Raw genomic sequence first — 18,280 nt, forward strand, 5'->3', positions numbered from 1 at the left:
TCCGGATGGTCTTGTCCGGCGCAGTGTAGCGCGCAGATGCATGGGCGCCACGCCAGGTGCGCGTTTGGAAAAAATTCGTCACGGCATGAGAAAAAATCGGCACAACGAGCGAGCGCTGCACGCAACGGCTGTGATGCAGAAGCACTGATTACGCTTGCTGCAACCAACGCTCCAGATGCGCCGCATCGGCACTGCCGATGGCAATGATCCGATAGCCGGACCAGATCTGTCCTGGCGTGGCGGCATGCTCGTGCCATTGCTCCTGAATGCCCACCTCGATGATCGGCATGGTGGCGTCATGCGAGGGTAGCGGCAGGCTTACCTGGTAGACGGCCTCGCTGCGTGGCGTGTGCTGGCTGATCAGCAGCATGCCGTTGCTGGACAGGTTGCCCAGCTGCCCAAGCGTCTGGCCGGTGATCATGTCGGTCACGTTGACGATGTAGTTCGGCCGCTTGCGCGGCGCGCGACGCTGTTCGTTCATGAGCGTGCCTCCGGCAGCAGCGGGGCGGGACGCAGCAGGTTGTTGGTCAAGGCATGCCAGGCACGGTCGAGCAGGTTCTCTTGCTGCGGCGGCAATTCACGCACGCGGCCTTCGGCGATGGCGCGCGCCAGCTCCTGCAGGTTCATCACATCGCTGCGCTGGCCGCGGCGATTCACGAACAGGCTGTTACCCGATACCGGCGAGAACCAGGCCAGTTTTTGCTGTGTCACGTGGCCGGTGGCATCGTTGAATTCGAACCAGGTGCCGAACGGCAGTTGGCGAAGGTGATTGTGGATGCGCGCTTCGCGCAGGCCCAGCGGCGGCACCACGGCGGCGTGCGTGGACGATGGCGCCTCCTGGTTGCGTTGCTCGCCCAGGCGTTGGCGCTGCTTGAGCCGGATCGCAAGATCGGTGGCGCTGGGTACCTCGGTGAGGCGCGGAGGTGGCTGGGGTTTTGCTTCTTCCGCGATCGGAGCTGCCGTTGCCTGCACTGCGGTTTGCACTGGCTTTTCGTCGATGACCGGTTCGGCCGCGGCGGTGCTTGGCACCTCCGGCAGAGCGGGCAAGGGCAAAACCGTGGCCGGCATTTGTGCGCTGATCAGGCGCTGTGCCACTTGTTCGGCCTCGTCCTGGTGCATGCCGATTTGCTGCAGGCCGGTCTCCACCTCATGGCGCAACTCCAGCGGATCGTGGACCGGGAACTGCCCGAGCAACTGGTCGGTGATGCGCAGCTGATGCAGGAAGGCCTCGCTGTGTTCGTCGTGACGCAACAGCGTCAGCGCCAGCACATCGGTCCATGCGCGCTCGAGCAGGGTGCGCAGCAAGCCGCGCGGCGAGACGATGGCGAAGCGTTCGGCCATCAATTCATCGGCGCGCCGGCGCGCCTGTTCCAACCGCTCGCGGCCTTGCATGGCTTCCACGTGACGCCGTTCGGCCGCTTGCGACTTGCGCGCCAGCTGCATCAGATGATGCTCGATATCCGCCAGCAGGCTGGTGTAAAGCCCGGCGCTCGGTGGTTCCTGTTGGGCGCGATCCACCAGCTGGCTGAGCTTGGCGAGCAGTTGCTGATCCGTCTCGCCGTTCGGGCCGGCCAACCAGGTGTTGATGGTATCGGCCAGTTTGCCGAGCATCTGGCGTGCCGGGTGTTCTTGCTGATCGAAGAAATCGCGGTCGGCAACCGCCAGGCGCAGCAAGGGCAACTGCAGATTGCCGAGCAAGGCGCGTGCGTCCGGACCGTGCTGCAGTTGCTCGGCGAGCTGCTCGAACAGCATCGCTACCAGTTCCACCGTATCGCCCTGTTCGGCCGTCAGCTGCGTGCGTGCGGCGCCAGGCGGCACGTTGAGGTTGAGCTGGTAGAGCAGTTCTTCCTGCAGGCGTTGCGCGCTGCGCAGCTCGCGGCTGGTACGGTCGGTGACCTGCACCATGTGCTGCTGCAGGGCGCCGAGCGCCGTCTGCAATTCTTCCGGCGTGGCGGTGCGCCCGCCGCCGGCGTGCGCATGGCCGAATGGCGCCGCGCGCTGGCGCGAGAGCAGGTCGCGCAGGGTTTCCAGTACGGCGATCGGCTCGCTGCTGGTTTCGGCTGTCTCCACGGCGGTTGCGGTAGGTCCGGCCGCCGGCGCGCCAGCATGCGCGGGTCCATGGGTGGCGCGCGCCGCGGTAAATGCGCGCAGTTGCGGCAGGATGCCGTCTGCCAGCAATTTGGCATTGATGCCTTCGTACAACGAAACCAACGTGCGCCCGACGCTGCTCTCAAAGACCTGGAATAACAGCAGGCGATGTTCGAGCGGCAGGTTCATCGGCTCGCTGGCGACGCGCAGGATGCGCGCCATGTTTTGCGGGCCGGGTGGTAGCTGTTTGCCTTCGAGCGGCGGCGCGGCCACCAGCACGGCGAGGCGGTAGGAGAGTTCGGAAAGGATGGGCCCGTTTTGCGCCTCACTGCGCGCAGCAAGTTTGTCGAGTGCAGCGGTAAGCTCGTGTTCGGTGCGATCGAGCAAGGTCAGCGAGTGCAGGCTGAGCGATTGCAGCGCCTGATCGTCTTCCGCATCGCCTACGTCTTCAAAGCTCTCGCGCAACTTGGCGGCGAACGATTGGATGAATGCCGTGCGTCCCTGCTGCACAAAATTCCTGCTATCGAAGCAGCGTTGTTGTTCCAGGTGATTGCGCGATTGTTCGGCCAGTTCGTAGAGCCGCTTGTCGAAGCGATCCAGGCATAGCCGCAAGGTCGGTTCTGCCCAGTGATCACAGAGCGTGCAAGCCGCCTCGACCAGTTTGCGCGTGCGCGCGGGCATCCGGCCCAGGCCAGCGCGGCGACCTCCGGCGACAGACGACGGATAGACCCTTGACTCGACGTCCATGACCTGCATTCCCCGTGAGTGTTCCCCTGGCCCAGTGTAAGCTGCTTCCCGAGCCTCGTCATGGGTTTTGTGATCTACATCACATTTTCGCTAGGCCAGAAAGCCGCCTATGACGTCGTTGAGAAAGCGCTGCCCTAACGGGGTGGTGCGCAGGCAATGCGGATCGTTTTCCAGCCAGCCTTTCTGACGGCTGGCTTCCAGGGGGCTGGCGATGCATGCCATTGGCACCCCGGTGCGGGCAGCAAAGTCGTCCAGGGGCACACCGTGGATCAGGCGCAAGGCGTTGAGCATGTATTCGAACGGCAGTTCGTCGACCGGCACGGCCGAGTGGCCGCCGATGCGAGCCGGCTGGCCGGCGGCTTCCAGATAGGCATTGGGATGGCGGGTCTTCCAGCGGCGCCAGATCTCGCCGGAGGCGGCGTCGCTGATCTTGCCGTGGGCGCCAGCGCCTATCCCTAAGTAATCGCCGAAACGCCAATAGTTGAGGTTGTGCTCGCAGCGCCGGTCGGGTTGGGCATAGGCAGACACCTCGTATTGGGTGTAACCCGCTGCGGCCAGGCGCGTTTCGCAGGCTTCCTGCATGGCCCAGGCCGCGTCGTCGTCGGGTAGCGGTGGCGGATGGGCGGCGAAGACGGTGTTGGGTTCCAGCGTGAGCTGGTAGTGGGAGATATGCGTGGGCCGCAATGCCACGGCGCGATCCACGTCGTCCAATGCGCCGGGCAGGGCTTGTTCCGGCAGGGCATACATCAGGTCGAGATTGATGTTGCCGAGGCCGGCGTCCTGGGCGGATTTCACTGCCGCTTCGGCCTCTTGCGAGGAATGGATGCGCCCGAGCCGCTTGAGCTTGGCGTCATCGAAGCTTTGGATGCCGAACGAAATCCGGTTGACGCCGGCGGCGAGATAGCCATCGAAACGCCCATGCTCGACCGTGCCGGGATTGGTTTCCAGCGTGACCTCGCAGTGGTCGATAAAGCGCAGGCGCGAACGCGCGCCATCGAGAAAGCGGCCGATGAGCTCGGGCGTGAACAGGCTGGGCGTGCCGCCGCCGAAGAACACGCTGATGATGGGGCGATCCTGCAGTGCGCTACCGAAATCGCGCAGGTCAGCGTCGAGATCAGCCAGCAGCGTGTCGACGTATTGGGCATAGGGCGGTGCGCCGCGCACACCGTGCGAATTGAAATCGCAGTAGGGACATTTTTTTACGCACCACGGCATGTGGACGTACAGCGACAGCGGTGGCGCGATCAACGGCATTTCAGCTATGCAGTTCGGCGATGCGCGCGTGCAGTTTTGCCATGGCTTGTCCACGGTGGCTCAGGCGATTTTTGACGTCGGGTTCCAATTCTGCAGCACTGGAAGATTGGCCGTGCGGCAAGAACAACGGATCGTAGCCGAAGCCACGTGTGCCGCGTGGCGCATCCAGCACCTGGCCATGCCAGCGGCCTTCGGCAATCAACGGTGCGGGATCTTCAGCATGCCAGAGCAAGGCGAGCACGCAGATGAAGAACGCACCCCGCTGTGGCGGCGGGACGCCATCGAGCTTATGCAGCAACAACGCATTGTTGGCTTGCGCATTGCCATGCCCACCGCTGTAGCGCGCAGAGTAGAGGCCCGGCGCGCCACGCAGTTGCGCCACGCATAGGCCGGAATCATCTGCCAGCGCCGGCAGGCCGGTAACGTGTGAAGCATGGCGCGCCTTGAGCAGCGCATTTTCCACGAAGGTGAGGCCGGTTTCCTCGACATCTTCCACGCCCAGTTCGGCTTGTGGAATGACTTCGAATTGGCTGTCGGCGAGCAAGGTGTTGAATTCGGCAAGCTTGCCGCGGTTGCTGCTGGCGAGAACGATACGCTGCATGAAACGTACTCAGCCCAAGTCCAGTGCGGCGCGTTGCAGGCCGATCAGTTCGGCAATGCCTTTCTCGGCCAGGTCGAGCATGGCGTCCATCTCCTCGCGCCGGAACGCGTGGCCTTCGGCCGTGCCTTGCACCTCGATGATGCCGCCGCCGTCGTTCATCACCACATTCATGTCGGTGTCGCAGTTGGCGTCTTCGCTGTAGTCGAGGTCGAGCACCGGCATGCCTTGGTAGACACCCACCGACACTGCGGCTACTGCGCCGATGATGGGATTGCGGCGCAGGTTTTCGCGTTTCATCAGGGTGTTCACGGCATCCACCAGCGCGACGTAGGCGCCGGTGATGGCGGCCGTGCGCGTGCCACCGTCGGCCTGGAGCACATCGCAATCCAATGTGATTACGCGTTCGCCCAACGCCTGGCGATCCACGCAGGCGCGCAGGCTGCGGCCGATCAGGCGCTGGATCTCCATGGTGCGCCCGCCCTGGCTGCCGCGCGTGGCTTCGCGCTGGGTGCGGGTGGAGGTGGCGCGCGGCAGCATGCCGTATTCGGCAGTGACCCAACCTTCACCTTTGCCGCGCAGCCAGGGCGGCAGGCGCTCTTCGATACTGGCGGTGCAGAGCACGCGCGTGTCGCCGAACGCGACCAGCACGGAGCCTTCGGCATGGCGGGTGTAGTGGCGCTCGATGGTGACTTTGCGCAACTGGTCACTGGTGCGACCGCTTGGACGGGACACGGGCATGGCGTTCTTTTGGGCAACGGGAGGCGGGACAGTTTACCATTGCGCCTTTCATCACCTTCCATCCTAAGGTTATCCATGATTCGCAGCATGACTGCCTATGCTTCCGCCGAAGCCCAGACGCCCGCGGGAGCGCTGACGTGCGAATTGCGCGCGGTCAATCACCGTTATCTGGAACTCAGCCCCCGTTTGCCGGAAGACATGCGCGTGTTCGAGTCCGCACTGCGTGAGCGGATGGCCAGTCGCCTGTCGCGGGGCAAGGTCGATGTGATCGTGCGGCGCGGCGAATCGCGCGGTGAATCGCTGCAGGTCGATGGCGCATTGATTGGGCGCTTGTCCGCACTGGCCTCGGATATGGAAGCGCGTTTCCCGCGCATGCAGATCGAATTTACCGAGCTGCTGCGTTTTCCGGGCGTGCTGCAGCACGCAGAAGTGGATCAGGAGGCATTGCAAGCCGCGCTGCTGGAAGTGCTTGATCGCGCCCTGGAAGTACTCACTGCTACGCGCGAACGCGAGGGCGCCCAGCTGGGCGGCATCCTGCGCGAACGGCTGGACGCGATCGAGCGCATCGTGAAGGATGTGCGCAGCTGGATGCCGGAGATCCGCGCTGCCTTGCGCACGCGGTTGGAATCACGTCTTGCCGATCTGAAACAACCGGCCGATCCGGGCCGGCTGGAGCAGGAACTGGTGTTGCAGGTGACGCGGTCGGACGTGGATGAAGAACTGGACCGCCTGAGCACGCACATCGCCGAAACGCGCCGCGTGCTCGGCTTGAAGGAGCCGGTGGGGCGCCGATTGGATTTCCTGATGCAGGAGTTCAACCGCGAGGCGAATACGCTCGGGTCCAAGTCGGTCGATGCGCGTACCACCAATGCGGCGGTGGAATTGAAAGTGCTGATCGAGCAGATGCGCGAGCAAGTGCAGAACATCGAATGAGCACGCATAGCTCCGATACGGTGGGTGCCGAAGGCACGCTTTTCGTCGTTGCCGCGCCTTCTGGCGCCGGCAAGTCGACGCTGGTGAACGCGTTGCTTGAGCGCGAGCCGGGTATTTCGTTGTCGATCTCGCACACGACGCGTCCGCCGCGTCCGGGCGAGCAGTACGGGCGCCACTATTACTTCGTCGAGCGGGCGGAGTTCGAGCGCGAGGTCGCCGAGGGCATTTTCCTTGAACATGCCGAGGTGCACGGCAATTTCTACGGCACATCGCGCAGAACCGTGCAGGACTTGCTCCAGCAAGGACGTGACGTTTTGCTGGAGATCGATTGGCAAGGCGCCGCGCAGATACGCACGGCCAAACCGGATGTGGTGAGCGTGTTTATCCTGCCGCCGTCGCGGGCGGAACTGGAACGGCGGCTGCGCGGGCGCGGCTCGGACAGTGCGGAAGTGATCGACCGGCGGTTGCGCAATTCCCGCGGTGAAATCGCGCACGCCCATGAGTTCGACTACATCATCGTCAACGACCGTTTCGAGGACGCACTGGACAATCTCCAGGCCATCGTGCGGGCTGTTCGCCAACGCAGCGCGTTGCAATGTCAGCGTTATGAAAGCTTGATTCGCGAGCTTTTGGCCCAAACCTGAACATTCGCTCAGGATTACTGTACTGGTCCGCATAGCATTAGGGCCCCAGTTCAGTTAACGTTTCCACTTTCCCGCCGTCCCCCTGGCCATGATCGATACTGTCCAAGCCCAACCCGACAACGACGCGCTGGTGCGCATTCGTGGCCTGACCACGGTGCTCAACGGCAAGGTCGTGTTCGACAAGCTGGACCTGGACATTCCGCGCGGCAAAGTCACCGCCATCATGGGGCCCAGCGGTACCGGCAAAACTACCCTTCTCAAGCACATCACCGGCCAGATGCGCAGTGACGCGGGCCAGGTGCTGGTGGAAGGGCGGAACGTGGCGGAAATGCGACGCGATGCGCTGTTCGAGCTGCGCGAGCGCATCGGTTATCTGTTCCAGAATTCCGCCTTGCTTACCGATTTTGACGTGTTCGAGAACGTGGCTTTCCCGCTACGCCAGCACACCCGGCTACCCGAGGTGCTGATCCGCAACATCGTGCTCACCAAGCTGCAGGCGGTGGGGTTGCGCGGCGCGGCGTCGCTGATGCCAAGCGAGCTCTCCGGCGGCATGGCGCGCCGCGTGGCGCTGGCGCGGGCGATCGTGTTCGACCCGATGCTGATCCTCTACGACGAGCCCTTCGTCGGCCTGGATCCGATCGCGCTGAACCAGGTGCTGAAGCTGATCCGTACGCTCAATGAAACGCTGGGCCTGACCAGCGTCCTGGTGGCGCACGAACTGGAGGCGATCAAGCAGGTGGCCGACGTGGTCTACCTGATTGCCAACGGCAAGGTGGTGGCGCAGGGCGACCCGAAGACCATCGCTGAGAGCGGCTCGCCGTGGACGAGTCAGTTCTTCGGTGGCGAAGCGGATGGTCCGGTGCCATTCCAATATCCAGCCGGCGATTACGCCGAGGCTCTCGGTTTCAAGCAAGGAACGGCATGAACACGCGGATGGGACACGAAAACGTCGTGATCGGATCGCTGGCCCAGATTGGCCGCTGCGGCCTGTTCCTGCTGCGCATTTTGTCCGCCATTCCGCGCAGCATGCGGCATGTGACGGAGACGGTACGGCAGTTGTGGTTTGTCGGCGGCATGAGTCTCACCATCATCATGACCTGCGGGCTGTTCGTGGGCATGGTGCTGGGATTGCAGCTGTATCACGTGCTGGCCATTTTTGGCGGCACCTCTGCGACCGGCTCCGTGGTGGCGCTATCGGTGTATCGCGAGCTGGGTCCGGTGGTGACTGCATTGCTGTTTGCGGGTCGCGCAGGGACGTCGATCACCGCTGAAATCGGCTTGATGCGTGCGACCGATCAGATCGCGGCGATGGAAATGATGGCCGTGGATCCGATTGCCTATGTTGCCGTGCCGCGGTTTCTCGCCGGCGTGATCGCGCTGCCGCTGCTGTGCTGCGTGTTCTGCGGACTGAGTATTTTTGGTGGGCATCTTGTAGCCGTGAATTGGCTGGGCGTCGACAACGGCACGTTCTGGTCGAACATGACCGCCACCGTGCATGTGTGGGATGACGTGATCAACGGCCTGGTCTGGAAAAGCCTGGTGTTCGGTGCGGTGATCTCGCTGATTGCCGTGTTCCAGGGCTACACCACGGCGCCGACCAGCGAAGGCGTGGCCTATGCCACCACGCGCACGGTGGTCGCTTCGTCGATCGCCATTCTCGCGCTGGATTTCGTGCTCACCGCTTTCCTGATGTGACCATCATGACTATTTGCTTCTTTTTGAGGACTTTGCCGTGAGCCAGAGAAAATCCTATGCCGTCGGCACCGGTCTGTTCATCGTGCTCGGTTTCGCTGCGCTCGCTTACCTTGCAACGCAGACGACCTCGGTGGTCAACAGCCACCAAGGGACGAGCTATACGGTGGATGCCCAATTCACCAACGTTGGCCAGCTGAAAGAACGTGCGCCGGTGAAGGTGGCAGGTGTGCGTGTGGGTCAAGTGCAATCCATTACGCTGGAACCGGGCAAGGACGTGGCGGACGTCAAGCTCTCGATCGACAAGAAATTCAACCAGATTCCCACCGATTCAACGGCCGCGATCTATACCAGCGGCCTGCTGGGCGACCAGTACGTCGGGCTGCAATTCGGCGCTGGCAAGCAATATCTGGCCGATGGGGCGCATCTGGTGTTGACCCGGTCGACGCAGCCGCTGGAAGAAATGCTCGGCAAGTTCTTCGGTGGCGGCGGCTCGGCCGATGCCATCGGCGGCAGCTACAAAGTCACGGCGCACTTCACCAACGTCGGTACGCTCACGATTGGCGCGCCGGTAAAGATGGCGGGCGTGGCCATCGGCAATGTATCCGACGTGAAAGCCGATCCGACCAAGCTGGACGCTACCGTCACGATGGCCATCGACAATCGGTACAACCAGATTCCGGACGATTCGGCCGCTGCCATATTCACCAGTGGTTTGATCGGTAGCCAGTATGTTGCGATCCAACCCGGCGGCTCGCCGAATTCGCTCAAGGAAGGCGACCAGCTCGTGCTGACCCAATCAGCCGTGCAGCTGGAGGATCTCATCGGCAAGTTCCTGGTCAATGGTTCGCCCAGCGGCAGCAGCAATGCCGGTGGGAGCGGTAACGGTTCGTCCAATCAGCCTGCCGGCAAACATTGAGCCGGCCTTACGAGGAGTCATCCATGTTGCGTCATCTGGCCATTGCCACCGCCCTCGCCCTGGGCAGCGTCGTGATCGCCGCGCCGGCCTTCGCGCAGAGCGCTTCCAGCGCGCAGCCGTCCAACGCATCGTCGCCGCAGGCCGTTGTCGAGGACATCGCTCACCAGCTCGATACGCAGATCGCCGATCACAAGGCACAGCTGCAGAACAACAAGCCCAAGCTGATCGCGTTGATCAATCAGATCTTCCTGCCGCATTTCGATACCGATTGGGCGTCGATCCTGGTGCTGGGCATGCACGCACGCGAGGCGACGCCCGAGCAGCGCGCGCGCTTTGCCAAGGCTTTCTACAGTTCGCTGACCAACCGCTATGCGGAAGGCCTGCTGGGCTATACGAAGGGTACGGTAAAGGTCCTGCCGTCCAATGGCGAGGTCAACCCGAAGTACACCGTGGTCAAGACGCAGATGAACACCAGCGACAACAAGCCGGTCGCCGTCAACTTCGTGTTCCACCAGACCGCCGATGGTCAGTGGAAGGCGTATGACATCATCATCGAAGGCATTTCCTACATCACCAATTACCGCAACCAGGTCGATGCCGAGATCAAGAAAGAAGGTCTCGACAAGCTGATTGCCGATCTGGAAACGCAGGGTGACAGGGCATTGCAGAAGATGGACCAGGAAAACAAGGGCAATAAGGGCAGCCAGGGCTGATGTCTCCCACCAAGTCCGGCAAGTTTCAGGTGATTGCAGACGTGCCGGACACGATCTCCGTGTCCGGCACGTTGAATTTCGCCACGGCGGCCAATGCGTTGAGGGCGATGCGCAGTGCGTTCGCCAGGCATGATCGCCATACGCTTGACCTCGGAGGCGTGGATAGTTGCGACAGTGCAGGCCTGGCTTGCGTGCTGGCTGCATTGTCGGAAGCCGATCGAGGCGGGCCCCGGGTAAGCGTGCGCCACGTGCCGGAAGGCATGCAGGCGCTTGCGCAAGTTTGCGGTGTGGAATCGCTGTTGCACTGATGGTCTGCAATCAGGGATCGACCAGGCACAAAAAACGGAGCTCTGACGAGCTCCGTTTTTTTTTGCTTGGCCGGGTTGAAATCCGGCCGATCAGATCGGGGATTTCAACTTGCAGGCTTAGCCGCCAGCTGGCTTGCCTGAATTGTCCTGCTGTTTTTGCTTCTGTTCCCATTGCTGTTGCTCCTTCAACAGCTCGGCAGGATCGAAATTCTGATCTTGCTTGTTGTTCGAGCCTTGGCCTTGTTGCAACTTCAACATCACGTCCGCTGGCGGATTGCCGTCGTAGATCTTGTTCAGACGGTTCTGGCGCCAGGCGTCGCGCACGAAGGCGTAGGGATCGTAGGCAGACTGCAGGAAGCTGTCGGCGTCGAGCAACTGGGCGCGCATCTGGATGAAATAGACCGCTTCGGGGATGTAGTACTGGCCCCAGTGGAATTTGTGATTGCTCTCGAAGTAGCTGATCGGATCGAACAGATAGCCGTCCACCGGGTACTGCCACACGTCGCGGAAGGTTGACGGGCCGAGCAGCGGAATCATCAGGTAATCGCCTTCCGGCACGCCCCAGCGGGCCAGGGTGATGCCAAAATCGGTTTCCTTGATCGGAATCTGCATTTTCGTGGCCGGATCGAAGAAGCCGGCCAAGCCAACCGTCATATTGATCAAGAAGCGACCGGTATCGGTCATGGCGTCACTGGGACGAGCCTGTAACAGATTGTTGGCAATGCTGATCGGCAACTTGATATTGGTGAAGAAATTGCTGATCGAGGTCTGCACCGGCTTGGGCGTCACCTTGGTGTAACCCACCGCGACCGGACGCAGCACGTGCTTGTCCAGCGCCATGTTGAAGGCATAACTCTTGCGGTTGAACTTCTCCAGCGGATCGTCGGTGCGAGGGGGCGCGATGGCACATCCAGCCAACAGGGCAAGCATGGCGAAGGCGGGCAGGAGACGGCTGAGTGCGGCAAGACGGGGCAGGGAAGGCATCAAGGGGGGAGTCCGCTGCAAAGGTTGGGGAGATTATATGTGTACTTTCTAGTTCTATATTGTGCACGTATTGCAACATTGTTTCGAGCTAGCGTGCGATGGCCGGGCATGATAAAGCGTGTTCAGCATGGCCGCGAGCGCTTCGCGTTGCCAGCCGGGTAGCCGGCCGATAAACTGTAAGGCCGCATAAGTTTTTATAGTTCAAGGATTTCCGATGGCTCGCATTACCGTGGAAGACTGCCTCGAGGTGGTCAACAACCGTTTTGAACTGGTTCTGATGGCGACCAAGCGCGCCCGCCAGCTCGCCAACGGGGCCGAACCGGCCGTCAACCCCGACAACGATAAGCCTACGGTGTTGGCGCTGCGTGAAATTGCCGATCGTCGCATCGACCAGGTCACGATCGACGAGATCGACCGCGCCGAGCGCGAACGCGCCGAGCGTGAAGCCCTGGAATGGGCGGCGCAGGAAGTGGATGACGATCTCTCCAAAGGTGGAGATGACTGATGGATGGTGGCGGCTGTCGACAGTGGGTTAAACCTCGAGCCGGCCACACCGGGTCGATAAGCCACGCGTCACGCCTCCACTTCTTCTTTCAGTTTTGCAGCGAGGCGACGGCCTGAGCGGGCGCCGGGATTCCATGACGACGGCGGCCACGCATCCAGCCTCCCCGGATACGTCCGCATTGCCGCCCTACGTGCTGGCGCTGAAAGAGCGCCTTGCCTATCTGCCCGAGCCGCAAGTTGCGCGCGTATTGCGCGCCTATCAAGTCGGCGCGGTGGCGCATGAAGGGCAGACGCGCAAGAGCGGCGAGCCCTACATCACCCATCCCATCGCCGTGGCCGGCATCCTGGCCGAGTTCGGCATGGATGCGGAAACCATCATCGCCGCGATCCTGCACGACACGCTGGAAGACACGCAGCTGACCCGCACCGAGTTGGCCGGCGAATTCGGCGAGCCGGTGGCAGAACTGGTCGACGGCGTTACCAAGCTGGACAAGATGCGCTTTTCCAGCCGCCAGGAGGCGGATGCGGAAAGTTTCCGCAAGATGCTGCTGGCGATGGCGCGCGACCTGCGTGTCATCCTGATCAAGCTGGCCGATCGCCTGCACAACATGCGCACGCTCGGCGCAAAAGACCCCGAGGCGCGGCGCCGCATCGCGCGCGAAACGTTGGAAATCTACGCGCCGATCGCGCAGCGCCTCGGCATGAACAAGATCAAGGCCGAGCTGCAGGATCTTGGTTTTCGCGCGCTGCATCCCGATCGCTATCGCGTGATCAGCGAACGCATTCGCGCCGCGCTCGGCAATCGCCGTGAAGCGATGAGCCGCATCGAAGGCGCGCTCACTGCGCGCCTGGTCGAAGAGCGCATTCCGGTGCGCGTGGTGGGGCGGATCAAGTCGTCGTGGAGCATCTATTCCAAGATGCGCAATGAGCACAAGAGCTTTGCGCAGCTGATGGACGTGTACGGCTTCCGTGTGGTGACCGACACGGCGATGAGCTGCTACATGGCGCTGGGCGTCGTGCACGCCTTGTACAAGCCCGTCGATCGCCGTTTCAAGGACTTCATTGCGATCCCGAAGGCCAATGGCTACCAGTCGTTGCACACCGTTTTGCTCGGGCCGTTCGGTGCGCCGATCGAGGTGCAAATCCGCACCGAGGAAATGGATTCGGTAGCCGAACGTGGCGTCGCGGCGCACTGGGCATACAAGACGGAAAGCGGTCCGGCGAACAGCGCGCAGGCGCGTGCGCGCGAATGGCTTTCCGCCCTGGCCGATAGCCAGGCGAACACGCCTTCCGCGGCGGAATTCATCGAGAACGTCAAGATCGATCTGTTCCCGGATGAGACCTATTTGTTCACGCCGCGCGGTGACATCCTGTCGCTGCCGCGCAATGCGACGGCGTTGGATTTTGCGTATGCCGTGCATACCGACGTGGGCGATCACGCGGTGGCGGCGCGCGTCGACAAGAAGTTGCTGCCGCTGCGCGCCCGGCTTGAATCCGGGCAGTTGGTGGAGATCATTACGGCGCCGTCGGCGGTGCCCAATCCTGCGTGGCTGGAATTCGTGGTCACGGGCAAGGCACGCACCGCCATCCGCCAATACCTGAAACATCTGCAGCACGAGGACGCGGTCGATTTTGGCCACCGCATGCTCGATCGCGCGCTCGATGCGCTGGGCACCAGCCTGGATGCCATCCAGCCGGAGGTGCTGGAAAAATTCCTGCACAAGTCCAAGCTCAAGCGCCTGGAAGAGCTGCTGGCCGATATTGCGCTTGGCAATCGCATGCCCGATCAGGTCGCCGGCCAGCTGGTGACCTCGCGGGGTACGTCCGCACGTGGCGCGCTGGTCACGCATCCGACGGAGAAGATCCATATCACCGGCGCCGAGCGTGGCGTGCTGAGCTTCGCCAATTGCTGCCATCCGTTGCCGGGCGACGAAATCGTCGGCTACCTGTCGCCAGGCAAGGGCATCGTCGTGCATCGCACCGAATGCCCGAACATGGCCGAGCTGCGCAAATCCACGCCGGAGCGTTGCGTGGATATCGAATGGGACCGCGACGTACAAGGCGATTACCGCGCCGAACTGCGCATCGAAGTCATCAACCGGCCCGGCGTGCTTGCCACGGTGGCGGCGGCCATTGCTGCTGCCGATTCCAATATCGAAAACGTGGAATACGTTGAGCGCGACACCTCGGCCGCCACGCTGTTGTTCACCATCGAGGTGAAGAATCGCAAGCATCTGGCCGAAGTGATTCGGCGCGTGCGGCGGACGGGTGTGGTGAGCGGGGCGTACAGGTACCCGTTGTAGCGCGACGTTCTCTCGCTACACTTCCGTTTCCGCCTTGAACGGATGAACCCCATGCCCCGCACGATCATTGCTACCGATAAAGCTCCTGCCGCCATCGGCCCGTACTCGCAAGCCGTACGTGCCGGCAACACCGTGTATTTTTCCGGCCAGATTCCGCTCGATCCATCCAGCGGCATGCTGGTGGAAGGCGACATCAGCACGCAGACCCGCCGCGTGTTCGACAACCTCAAGGCCGTGGCTGAAGCAGCCGGCGGCTCATTCGAGCAGTTCGTGCGCGTGGGCATCTATGTCACTGACCTGGCGAACTTCACGGCCGTCAATGCGGTAATGAATGAGTACTTCCAGGCGCCGTACCCGGCGCGGTCCACCATCGAAGTTGCTGGCCTGCCCAAGGGCGCGCAGGTGGAAGTGGACGCCGTCATGGTGTCGGACTGATCCCTTTGCACGCAGACTGCTGACAGCCTTTGTCGGCAGTCCCAATGCGTTGCGTCGATGTGCTCGGTTAGTCTTCAGGAATGGTTGCCCCGAAACCTCAAACTGCCGTCACGGTTGCCGACGATGCGGGCAAGCTGCCGGCCACGGCGCTTGGCGGTGTCGGCCCGGCTCTGCGTGAATCGCTGACGCGGCTGGGCCTGCACTGTCTGCAAGATCTGTGGTTCCACTTGCCGTTGCGCTATGAAGACCGCACGCACCTGACGCCGATGCCGGATTTGCACCCCGGCATGCGCACACAGGTAGTCGGTACGGTGGAGGCGGTGGAGAAAGGTTTCCGCTATCGCCCGCAACTGAAAGTGGCGATCGGCGATGGTGTGATGCATACCTTGCTGCTGCGCTTTTTTCACTTCAACCGTGCGCAGGCAGAGCAGTTCCGGATGGGCGCGCGCCTGCTTTGCTACGGTGAAGTTCGCCAGGGCAATGGCTGCCTGGAGATGGTGCATCCGCAATATCGGCGCTTGACCGACGACGCGCCTGTGGCGCTCGACGAGCGACTCACCCCCGTCTATCCAACCACCGAAGGATTCGGGCAGAAACGTCTGGGAGCCTTGATCGACAAGGCGTTGCAACGATTGCCTGCCGAGGCGGACTTGGAACTTATTCCGCCCAAACTGTGCGCAAAATTCGGGCTGACGTCATTGCGCGAGGCCTTGCTTTACGTGCATCGGCCGCCGCCGGATGCGCGCATGGATCAGCTGGTTCAAGGGCGCCATCCCGCACAACAACGCCTCGCGTTTGAAGAGCTGCTTACCCAGCACATGAGTTTGAAGCGTTTGCGTGCCGCCGTGCGCCAGCGCCATGCGCCGGTACTTGGCGGTGACGGCGTATTGCGGCAGCGTTGGCTGGCATCCTTGGCCTTCCGGCTGACGGGTGCCCAGCAACGAGTGATTGAGGAAATCACGGCGGATGTCTCGCAGCCGCACCCCATGCTCCGTCTGGTACAGGGCGACGTCGGCTCCGGCAAGACGGCGGTGGCTTGCGCAGCGGCGCTGGCTGCGATCGAGGCCGGTTACCAGGTCGCGTTGATGGCGCCCACGGAATTGCTGGCCGAACAGCATCTGCGCAACTTCCGTCATTGGTTGGAGCCACTGGGTATTCATGTCGAATGGCTGGCTGGCAAACAGCAAGGCAAAACCCGCCAGCAGGCGATGCAGCGGGTGGCGGATGGTGCGCCGATCGTGATCGGTACGCACGCCTTGATGCAGGAGGGCGTGGCCTTTGCGCGGCTAGGCCTGGCGATCGTCGACGAACAGCATCGCTTTGGCGTGCAGCAACGGCTGGCGCTGCGTGACAAGGGATTGCAAGGTGATGGGGTGCCGCACCAGCTCGTGCTAACTGCCACGCCGATTCCACGCACGTTGGCGATGAGTGCCTACGCCGATCTGGACATCTCCGCCATAGACGAATTGCCGCCCGGCCGCACGCCGGTGCAGACCATTGCGATTTCCAATGCGCGGCGGGCCGAAGTCATCGAGCGCATTCGTGCTGCCTGCCTGGAAGGACGGCAGGCCTATTGGGTATGCACGCTGATCGAGGAATCCGAACAATTGCGCGCCCAGGCGGCGGAGGCGGCGCATGCTGAGCTGTCACACGCGCTGGCTGAGCTTAAGGTAGGCCTGATTCACGGGCGCATGAAGCCAAAAGAAAAGCAGGCGATCATGGATGCATTCAAGGCGGGCGAATTGTCCGTGCTGGTGGCCACCACGGTCATCGAAGTAGGGGTGGACGTGCCCAACGCCAGCCTGATGGTGATCGAGAACAGCGAACGCCTTGGGCTGGCGCAATTGCATCAATTGCGTGGGCGCGTGGGGCGCGGTGCGGTGGCGTCCAACTGCGTGCTGCTCTATCAGCCACCGTTGGGGCAGCTTGCGCGCGAGCGTCTGCAGGTGATGCGCGAAACCAATGATGGCTTTCGCATTGCCGAGAAGGACCTGGAGCTGCGTGGCCCTGGTGAAGTGCTGGGCACGCGTCAGACCGGGCAACTGAATTTTCGTATGGCTGACTTGGCGCGCGATGCGCATTTGCTGCCGGCGGTGCAGCAGGTCGGCGAATACATGCTGGCACAGCAGCCCGAGCGCGCAGGGCGCCTGATCGATCGTTGGATCGGCGGTGCGGCGCGCTATGCAGGTGCTTGAGAAGCAGGTAGCTTGAAAAAGATGTACAGCTCAATGTCGACGACATGACGATGACCAAGCCGCAACTGCTGATTGATACCGATCCGGGTGTAGACGATGCCCTCGCGATCTTGATGGCCCATGCGCATGCCGATGTACTCGGCCTCAGCATTGCGGCTGGCAATGTCGGTCTTGCTCACACCACGCGCAATGCGCGGAGGTTGGTGGATCTGGTAGGCGCGGCCACGCCCGTGTTTGCCGGCTGTCCGAATCCGCTGGTGCGCTTGCCCGAGGAAGATGCGGCCTTCGTGCACGGCCATGACGGTCTGGGCGATGTCGGGTTCCCCGAGCCGAACACCGCCGTGGCGGACGAACACGCGGCACTGGCGATACTTCGCCTGACGCGCGAGCGTCCGGGCGAGATCACCCTGGTAGCGCTGGCGCCCCTCACCAACCTCGCGCTGGCGCTGCGGCTGGACCCTTCCCTGCCGCAGCGTGTGAAGCGCTTGGTGGTGATGGGCGGCGCGGTGACCGGGCGTGGCAATACCAGCCGTGTGCCTGCCGAATTCAATGTCGGGTTTGATCCGGAAGCCGCTCATGTGGTGTTCGAGGGCTTCCCCGACTTCGATCTCGTCGATTGGGAGCTCACCCTGCGGCACGCCTTCGATGAGGACGAATTCGATCAGTGGCTGGCCGCGGGGGATCATCGGGCCAAGTTTTTCGGCCGCGTGTTCCGGGTCGCTCGCCAGACCAATCGCGAACGCGGGCGGAGAGGCATTATCGCTGCCGATGCACTGGCGATGGCAGTGGCCATTGACCCTTCGGTGGTGAAGCACAGCGAGCATCGTCGCGTTGGCGTGGAGCTGGATGGCCGCCTGACGCGCGGGGCCACCGTAGTGGACTGGAGCGGTCGGCTGGGTCGGCGCTCCCAGGTCAGCGTCGTGATGGAGCTCGACCAAGCCAAGTTCGCGGCCATGGTGCAGCGAGCCCTGGGGGCTCTGCAGGCGGCTTGACCAACGCTCAGCATGATCGATACAATGCCGCTCTTTTCACGCACGCTTTGAGTCCGTCATGAAGCCCGATATCCATCCGAATTACCGTCAGGTGGTGTTCCAGGATCTCTCGTCCGAGTTCGCGTTTCTGACGCGCTCGACGATTGCCGCCAAGGAAACCATCAAGTGGGAAGACGGCAACGAGTACCCGCTGATCAAGGTGGATATCTCCAGCCACTCGCACCCGTTCT

Annotated in this window: 19 protein-coding genes; 13 read left to right on the forward strand and 6 right to left on the reverse strand. The window is 62.5% G+C overall.

Annotated elements, in window-relative coordinates:
• Window positions 1-148 precede the first annotated feature (148 nt).
• The 5 genes from V7M64_RS10605 to rph form a co-directional block, all read right to left on the reverse strand.
• Entirely contained in the window at window positions 149-481 is a 333-nt protein-coding gene (locus V7M64_RS10605; protein ID WP_333679109.1) for a PilZ domain-containing protein, read from the reverse strand.
• Window positions 478-2,835: a DUF1631 family protein gene (locus V7M64_RS10610; RefSeq protein ID WP_333679110.1), complete on the reverse strand. Its 2,358-nt coding sequence runs from the start codon at window positions 2,833-2,835 to the stop codon at window positions 478-480. The genes V7M64_RS10605 and V7M64_RS10610 overlap by 4 nt, the downstream gene beginning before the upstream one ends.
• Window positions 2,836-2,925: 90 nt before the next feature.
• Entirely contained in the window at window positions 2,926-4,089 is a 1,164-nt protein-coding gene (gene hemW / locus V7M64_RS10615) for a radical SAM family heme chaperone HemW (RefSeq protein WP_333679111.1), read from the reverse strand.
• A gap of 1 nt (window position 4,090) precedes the next feature.
• On the reverse strand, window positions 4,091-4,690 hold the full coding sequence (gene rdgB, locus V7M64_RS10620) for an RdgB/HAM1 family non-canonical purine NTP pyrophosphatase (RefSeq protein WP_333679112.1): 600 nt from the start codon (window positions 4,688-4,690) through the stop codon (window positions 4,091-4,093).
• Window positions 4,691-4,699: 9 nt separating this feature from the next.
• Entirely contained in the window at window positions 4,700-5,428 is a 729-nt protein-coding gene (gene rph, locus V7M64_RS10625) for a ribonuclease PH (RefSeq protein ID WP_333679113.1), read from the reverse strand.
• A gap of 75 nt (window positions 5,429-5,503) precedes the next feature.
• Between rph and V7M64_RS10630 the strand changes: the two genes are divergently transcribed.
• The 7 genes from V7M64_RS10630 to V7M64_RS10660 all read left to right on the forward strand — a co-directional run bounded on the left by V7M64_RS10630 (window position 5,504) and on the right by V7M64_RS10660 (window position 10,637).
• Entirely contained in the window at window positions 5,504-6,361 is an 858-nt protein-coding gene (locus V7M64_RS10630; protein ID WP_333679114.1) for a YicC/YloC family endoribonuclease, read from the forward strand.
• Entirely contained in the window at window positions 6,358-7,005 is a 648-nt protein-coding gene (gmk, locus tag V7M64_RS10635) for a guanylate kinase (RefSeq protein WP_333679115.1), read from the forward strand. The genes V7M64_RS10630 and gmk overlap by 4 nt, the downstream gene beginning before the upstream one ends.
• An 88-nt stretch (window positions 7,006-7,093) precedes the next feature.
• Window positions 7,094-7,930, forward strand: a complete 837-nt coding sequence (locus V7M64_RS10640; protein WP_333679116.1) for an ATP-binding cassette domain-containing protein — start codon at window positions 7,094-7,096, stop codon at window positions 7,928-7,930.
• Window positions 7,927-8,700 carry a lipid asymmetry maintenance ABC transporter permease subunit MlaE gene (gene mlaE / locus V7M64_RS10645; protein WP_333679117.1) on the forward strand — a complete coding sequence of 258 codons (774 nt, stop codon included), beginning with the start codon at window positions 7,927-7,929 and terminating at the stop codon, window positions 8,698-8,700. Before V7M64_RS10640 ends, mlaE begins: the two co-directional genes overlap by 4 nt.
• Before the next feature lie 37 nt (window positions 8,701-8,737).
• The gene (mlaD, locus tag V7M64_RS10650) at window positions 8,738-9,616 is read left to right on the forward strand and encodes an outer membrane lipid asymmetry maintenance protein MlaD (protein WP_333679118.1); all 879 of its coding nucleotides are present in this window, start codon (window positions 8,738-8,740) and stop codon (window positions 9,614-9,616) included.
• Between the two features lie 23 nt (window positions 9,617-9,639).
• On the forward strand, window positions 9,640-10,329 hold the full coding sequence (locus V7M64_RS10655; protein ID WP_333679119.1) for an ABC transporter substrate-binding protein: 690 nt from the start codon (window positions 9,640-9,642) through the stop codon (window positions 10,327-10,329).
• Entirely contained in the window at window positions 10,329-10,637 is a 309-nt protein-coding gene (locus tag V7M64_RS10660) for an STAS domain-containing protein (protein ID WP_333679120.1), read from the forward strand. Before V7M64_RS10655 ends, V7M64_RS10660 begins: the two co-directional genes overlap by 1 nt.
• Window positions 10,638-10,754: 117 nt before the next feature.
• Here the strand turns inward: V7M64_RS10660 and V7M64_RS10665 are convergent, their stop codons facing one another.
• Complete coding sequence (locus V7M64_RS10665; RefSeq protein WP_333679121.1) at window positions 10,755-11,621, reverse strand: VacJ family lipoprotein; 867 nt, start codon at window positions 11,619-11,621, stop codon at window positions 10,755-10,757.
• A 214-nt stretch (window positions 11,622-11,835) separates the two neighbouring features.
• Here V7M64_RS10665 and rpoZ point away from each other — a divergent pair, with 214 nt between their 5' ends.
• The 6 genes from rpoZ to V7M64_RS10695 all read left to right on the forward strand — a co-directional run.
• Entirely contained in the window at window positions 11,836-12,126 is a 291-nt protein-coding gene (gene rpoZ, locus V7M64_RS10670) for a DNA-directed RNA polymerase subunit omega (protein WP_188793155.1), read from the forward strand.
• A gap of 133 nt (window positions 12,127-12,259) precedes the next feature.
• On the forward strand, window positions 12,260-14,428 hold the full coding sequence (locus V7M64_RS10675) for a bifunctional (p)ppGpp synthetase/guanosine-3',5'-bis(diphosphate) 3'-pyrophosphohydrolase (protein ID WP_333679122.1): 2,169 nt from the start codon (window positions 12,260-12,262) through the stop codon (window positions 14,426-14,428).
• A gap of 51 nt (window positions 14,429-14,479) precedes the next feature.
• Window positions 14,480-14,863 (forward strand): RidA family protein, encoded by a 384-nt coding sequence (locus tag V7M64_RS10680; RefSeq protein WP_333679123.1) that lies wholly within the window; start codon window positions 14,480-14,482, stop codon window positions 14,861-14,863.
• Window positions 14,864-14,943: 80 nt separating this feature from the next.
• Window positions 14,944-17,058 (forward strand): ATP-dependent DNA helicase RecG, encoded by a 2,115-nt coding sequence (recG, locus tag V7M64_RS10685; RefSeq protein ID WP_333679124.1) that lies wholly within the window; start codon window positions 14,944-14,946, stop codon window positions 17,056-17,058.
• Window positions 17,059-17,108: 50 nt separating this feature from the next.
• On the forward strand, window positions 17,109-18,050 hold the full coding sequence (locus tag V7M64_RS10690; protein ID WP_333679125.1) for a nucleoside hydrolase: 942 nt from the start codon (window positions 17,109-17,111) through the stop codon (window positions 18,048-18,050).
• 58 nt (window positions 18,051-18,108) lie between these two features.
• The coding region (locus V7M64_RS10695; RefSeq protein WP_333679129.1) for a type B 50S ribosomal protein L31 at window positions 18,109-18,280 on the forward strand (172 nt) is incomplete at its 3' end.

The sequence above is a fragment of the Dyella sp. genome (genome assembly GCF_036746095.1).
GTDB lineage: Bacteria > Pseudomonadota > Gammaproteobacteria > Xanthomonadales > Rhodanobacteraceae > Dyella_B.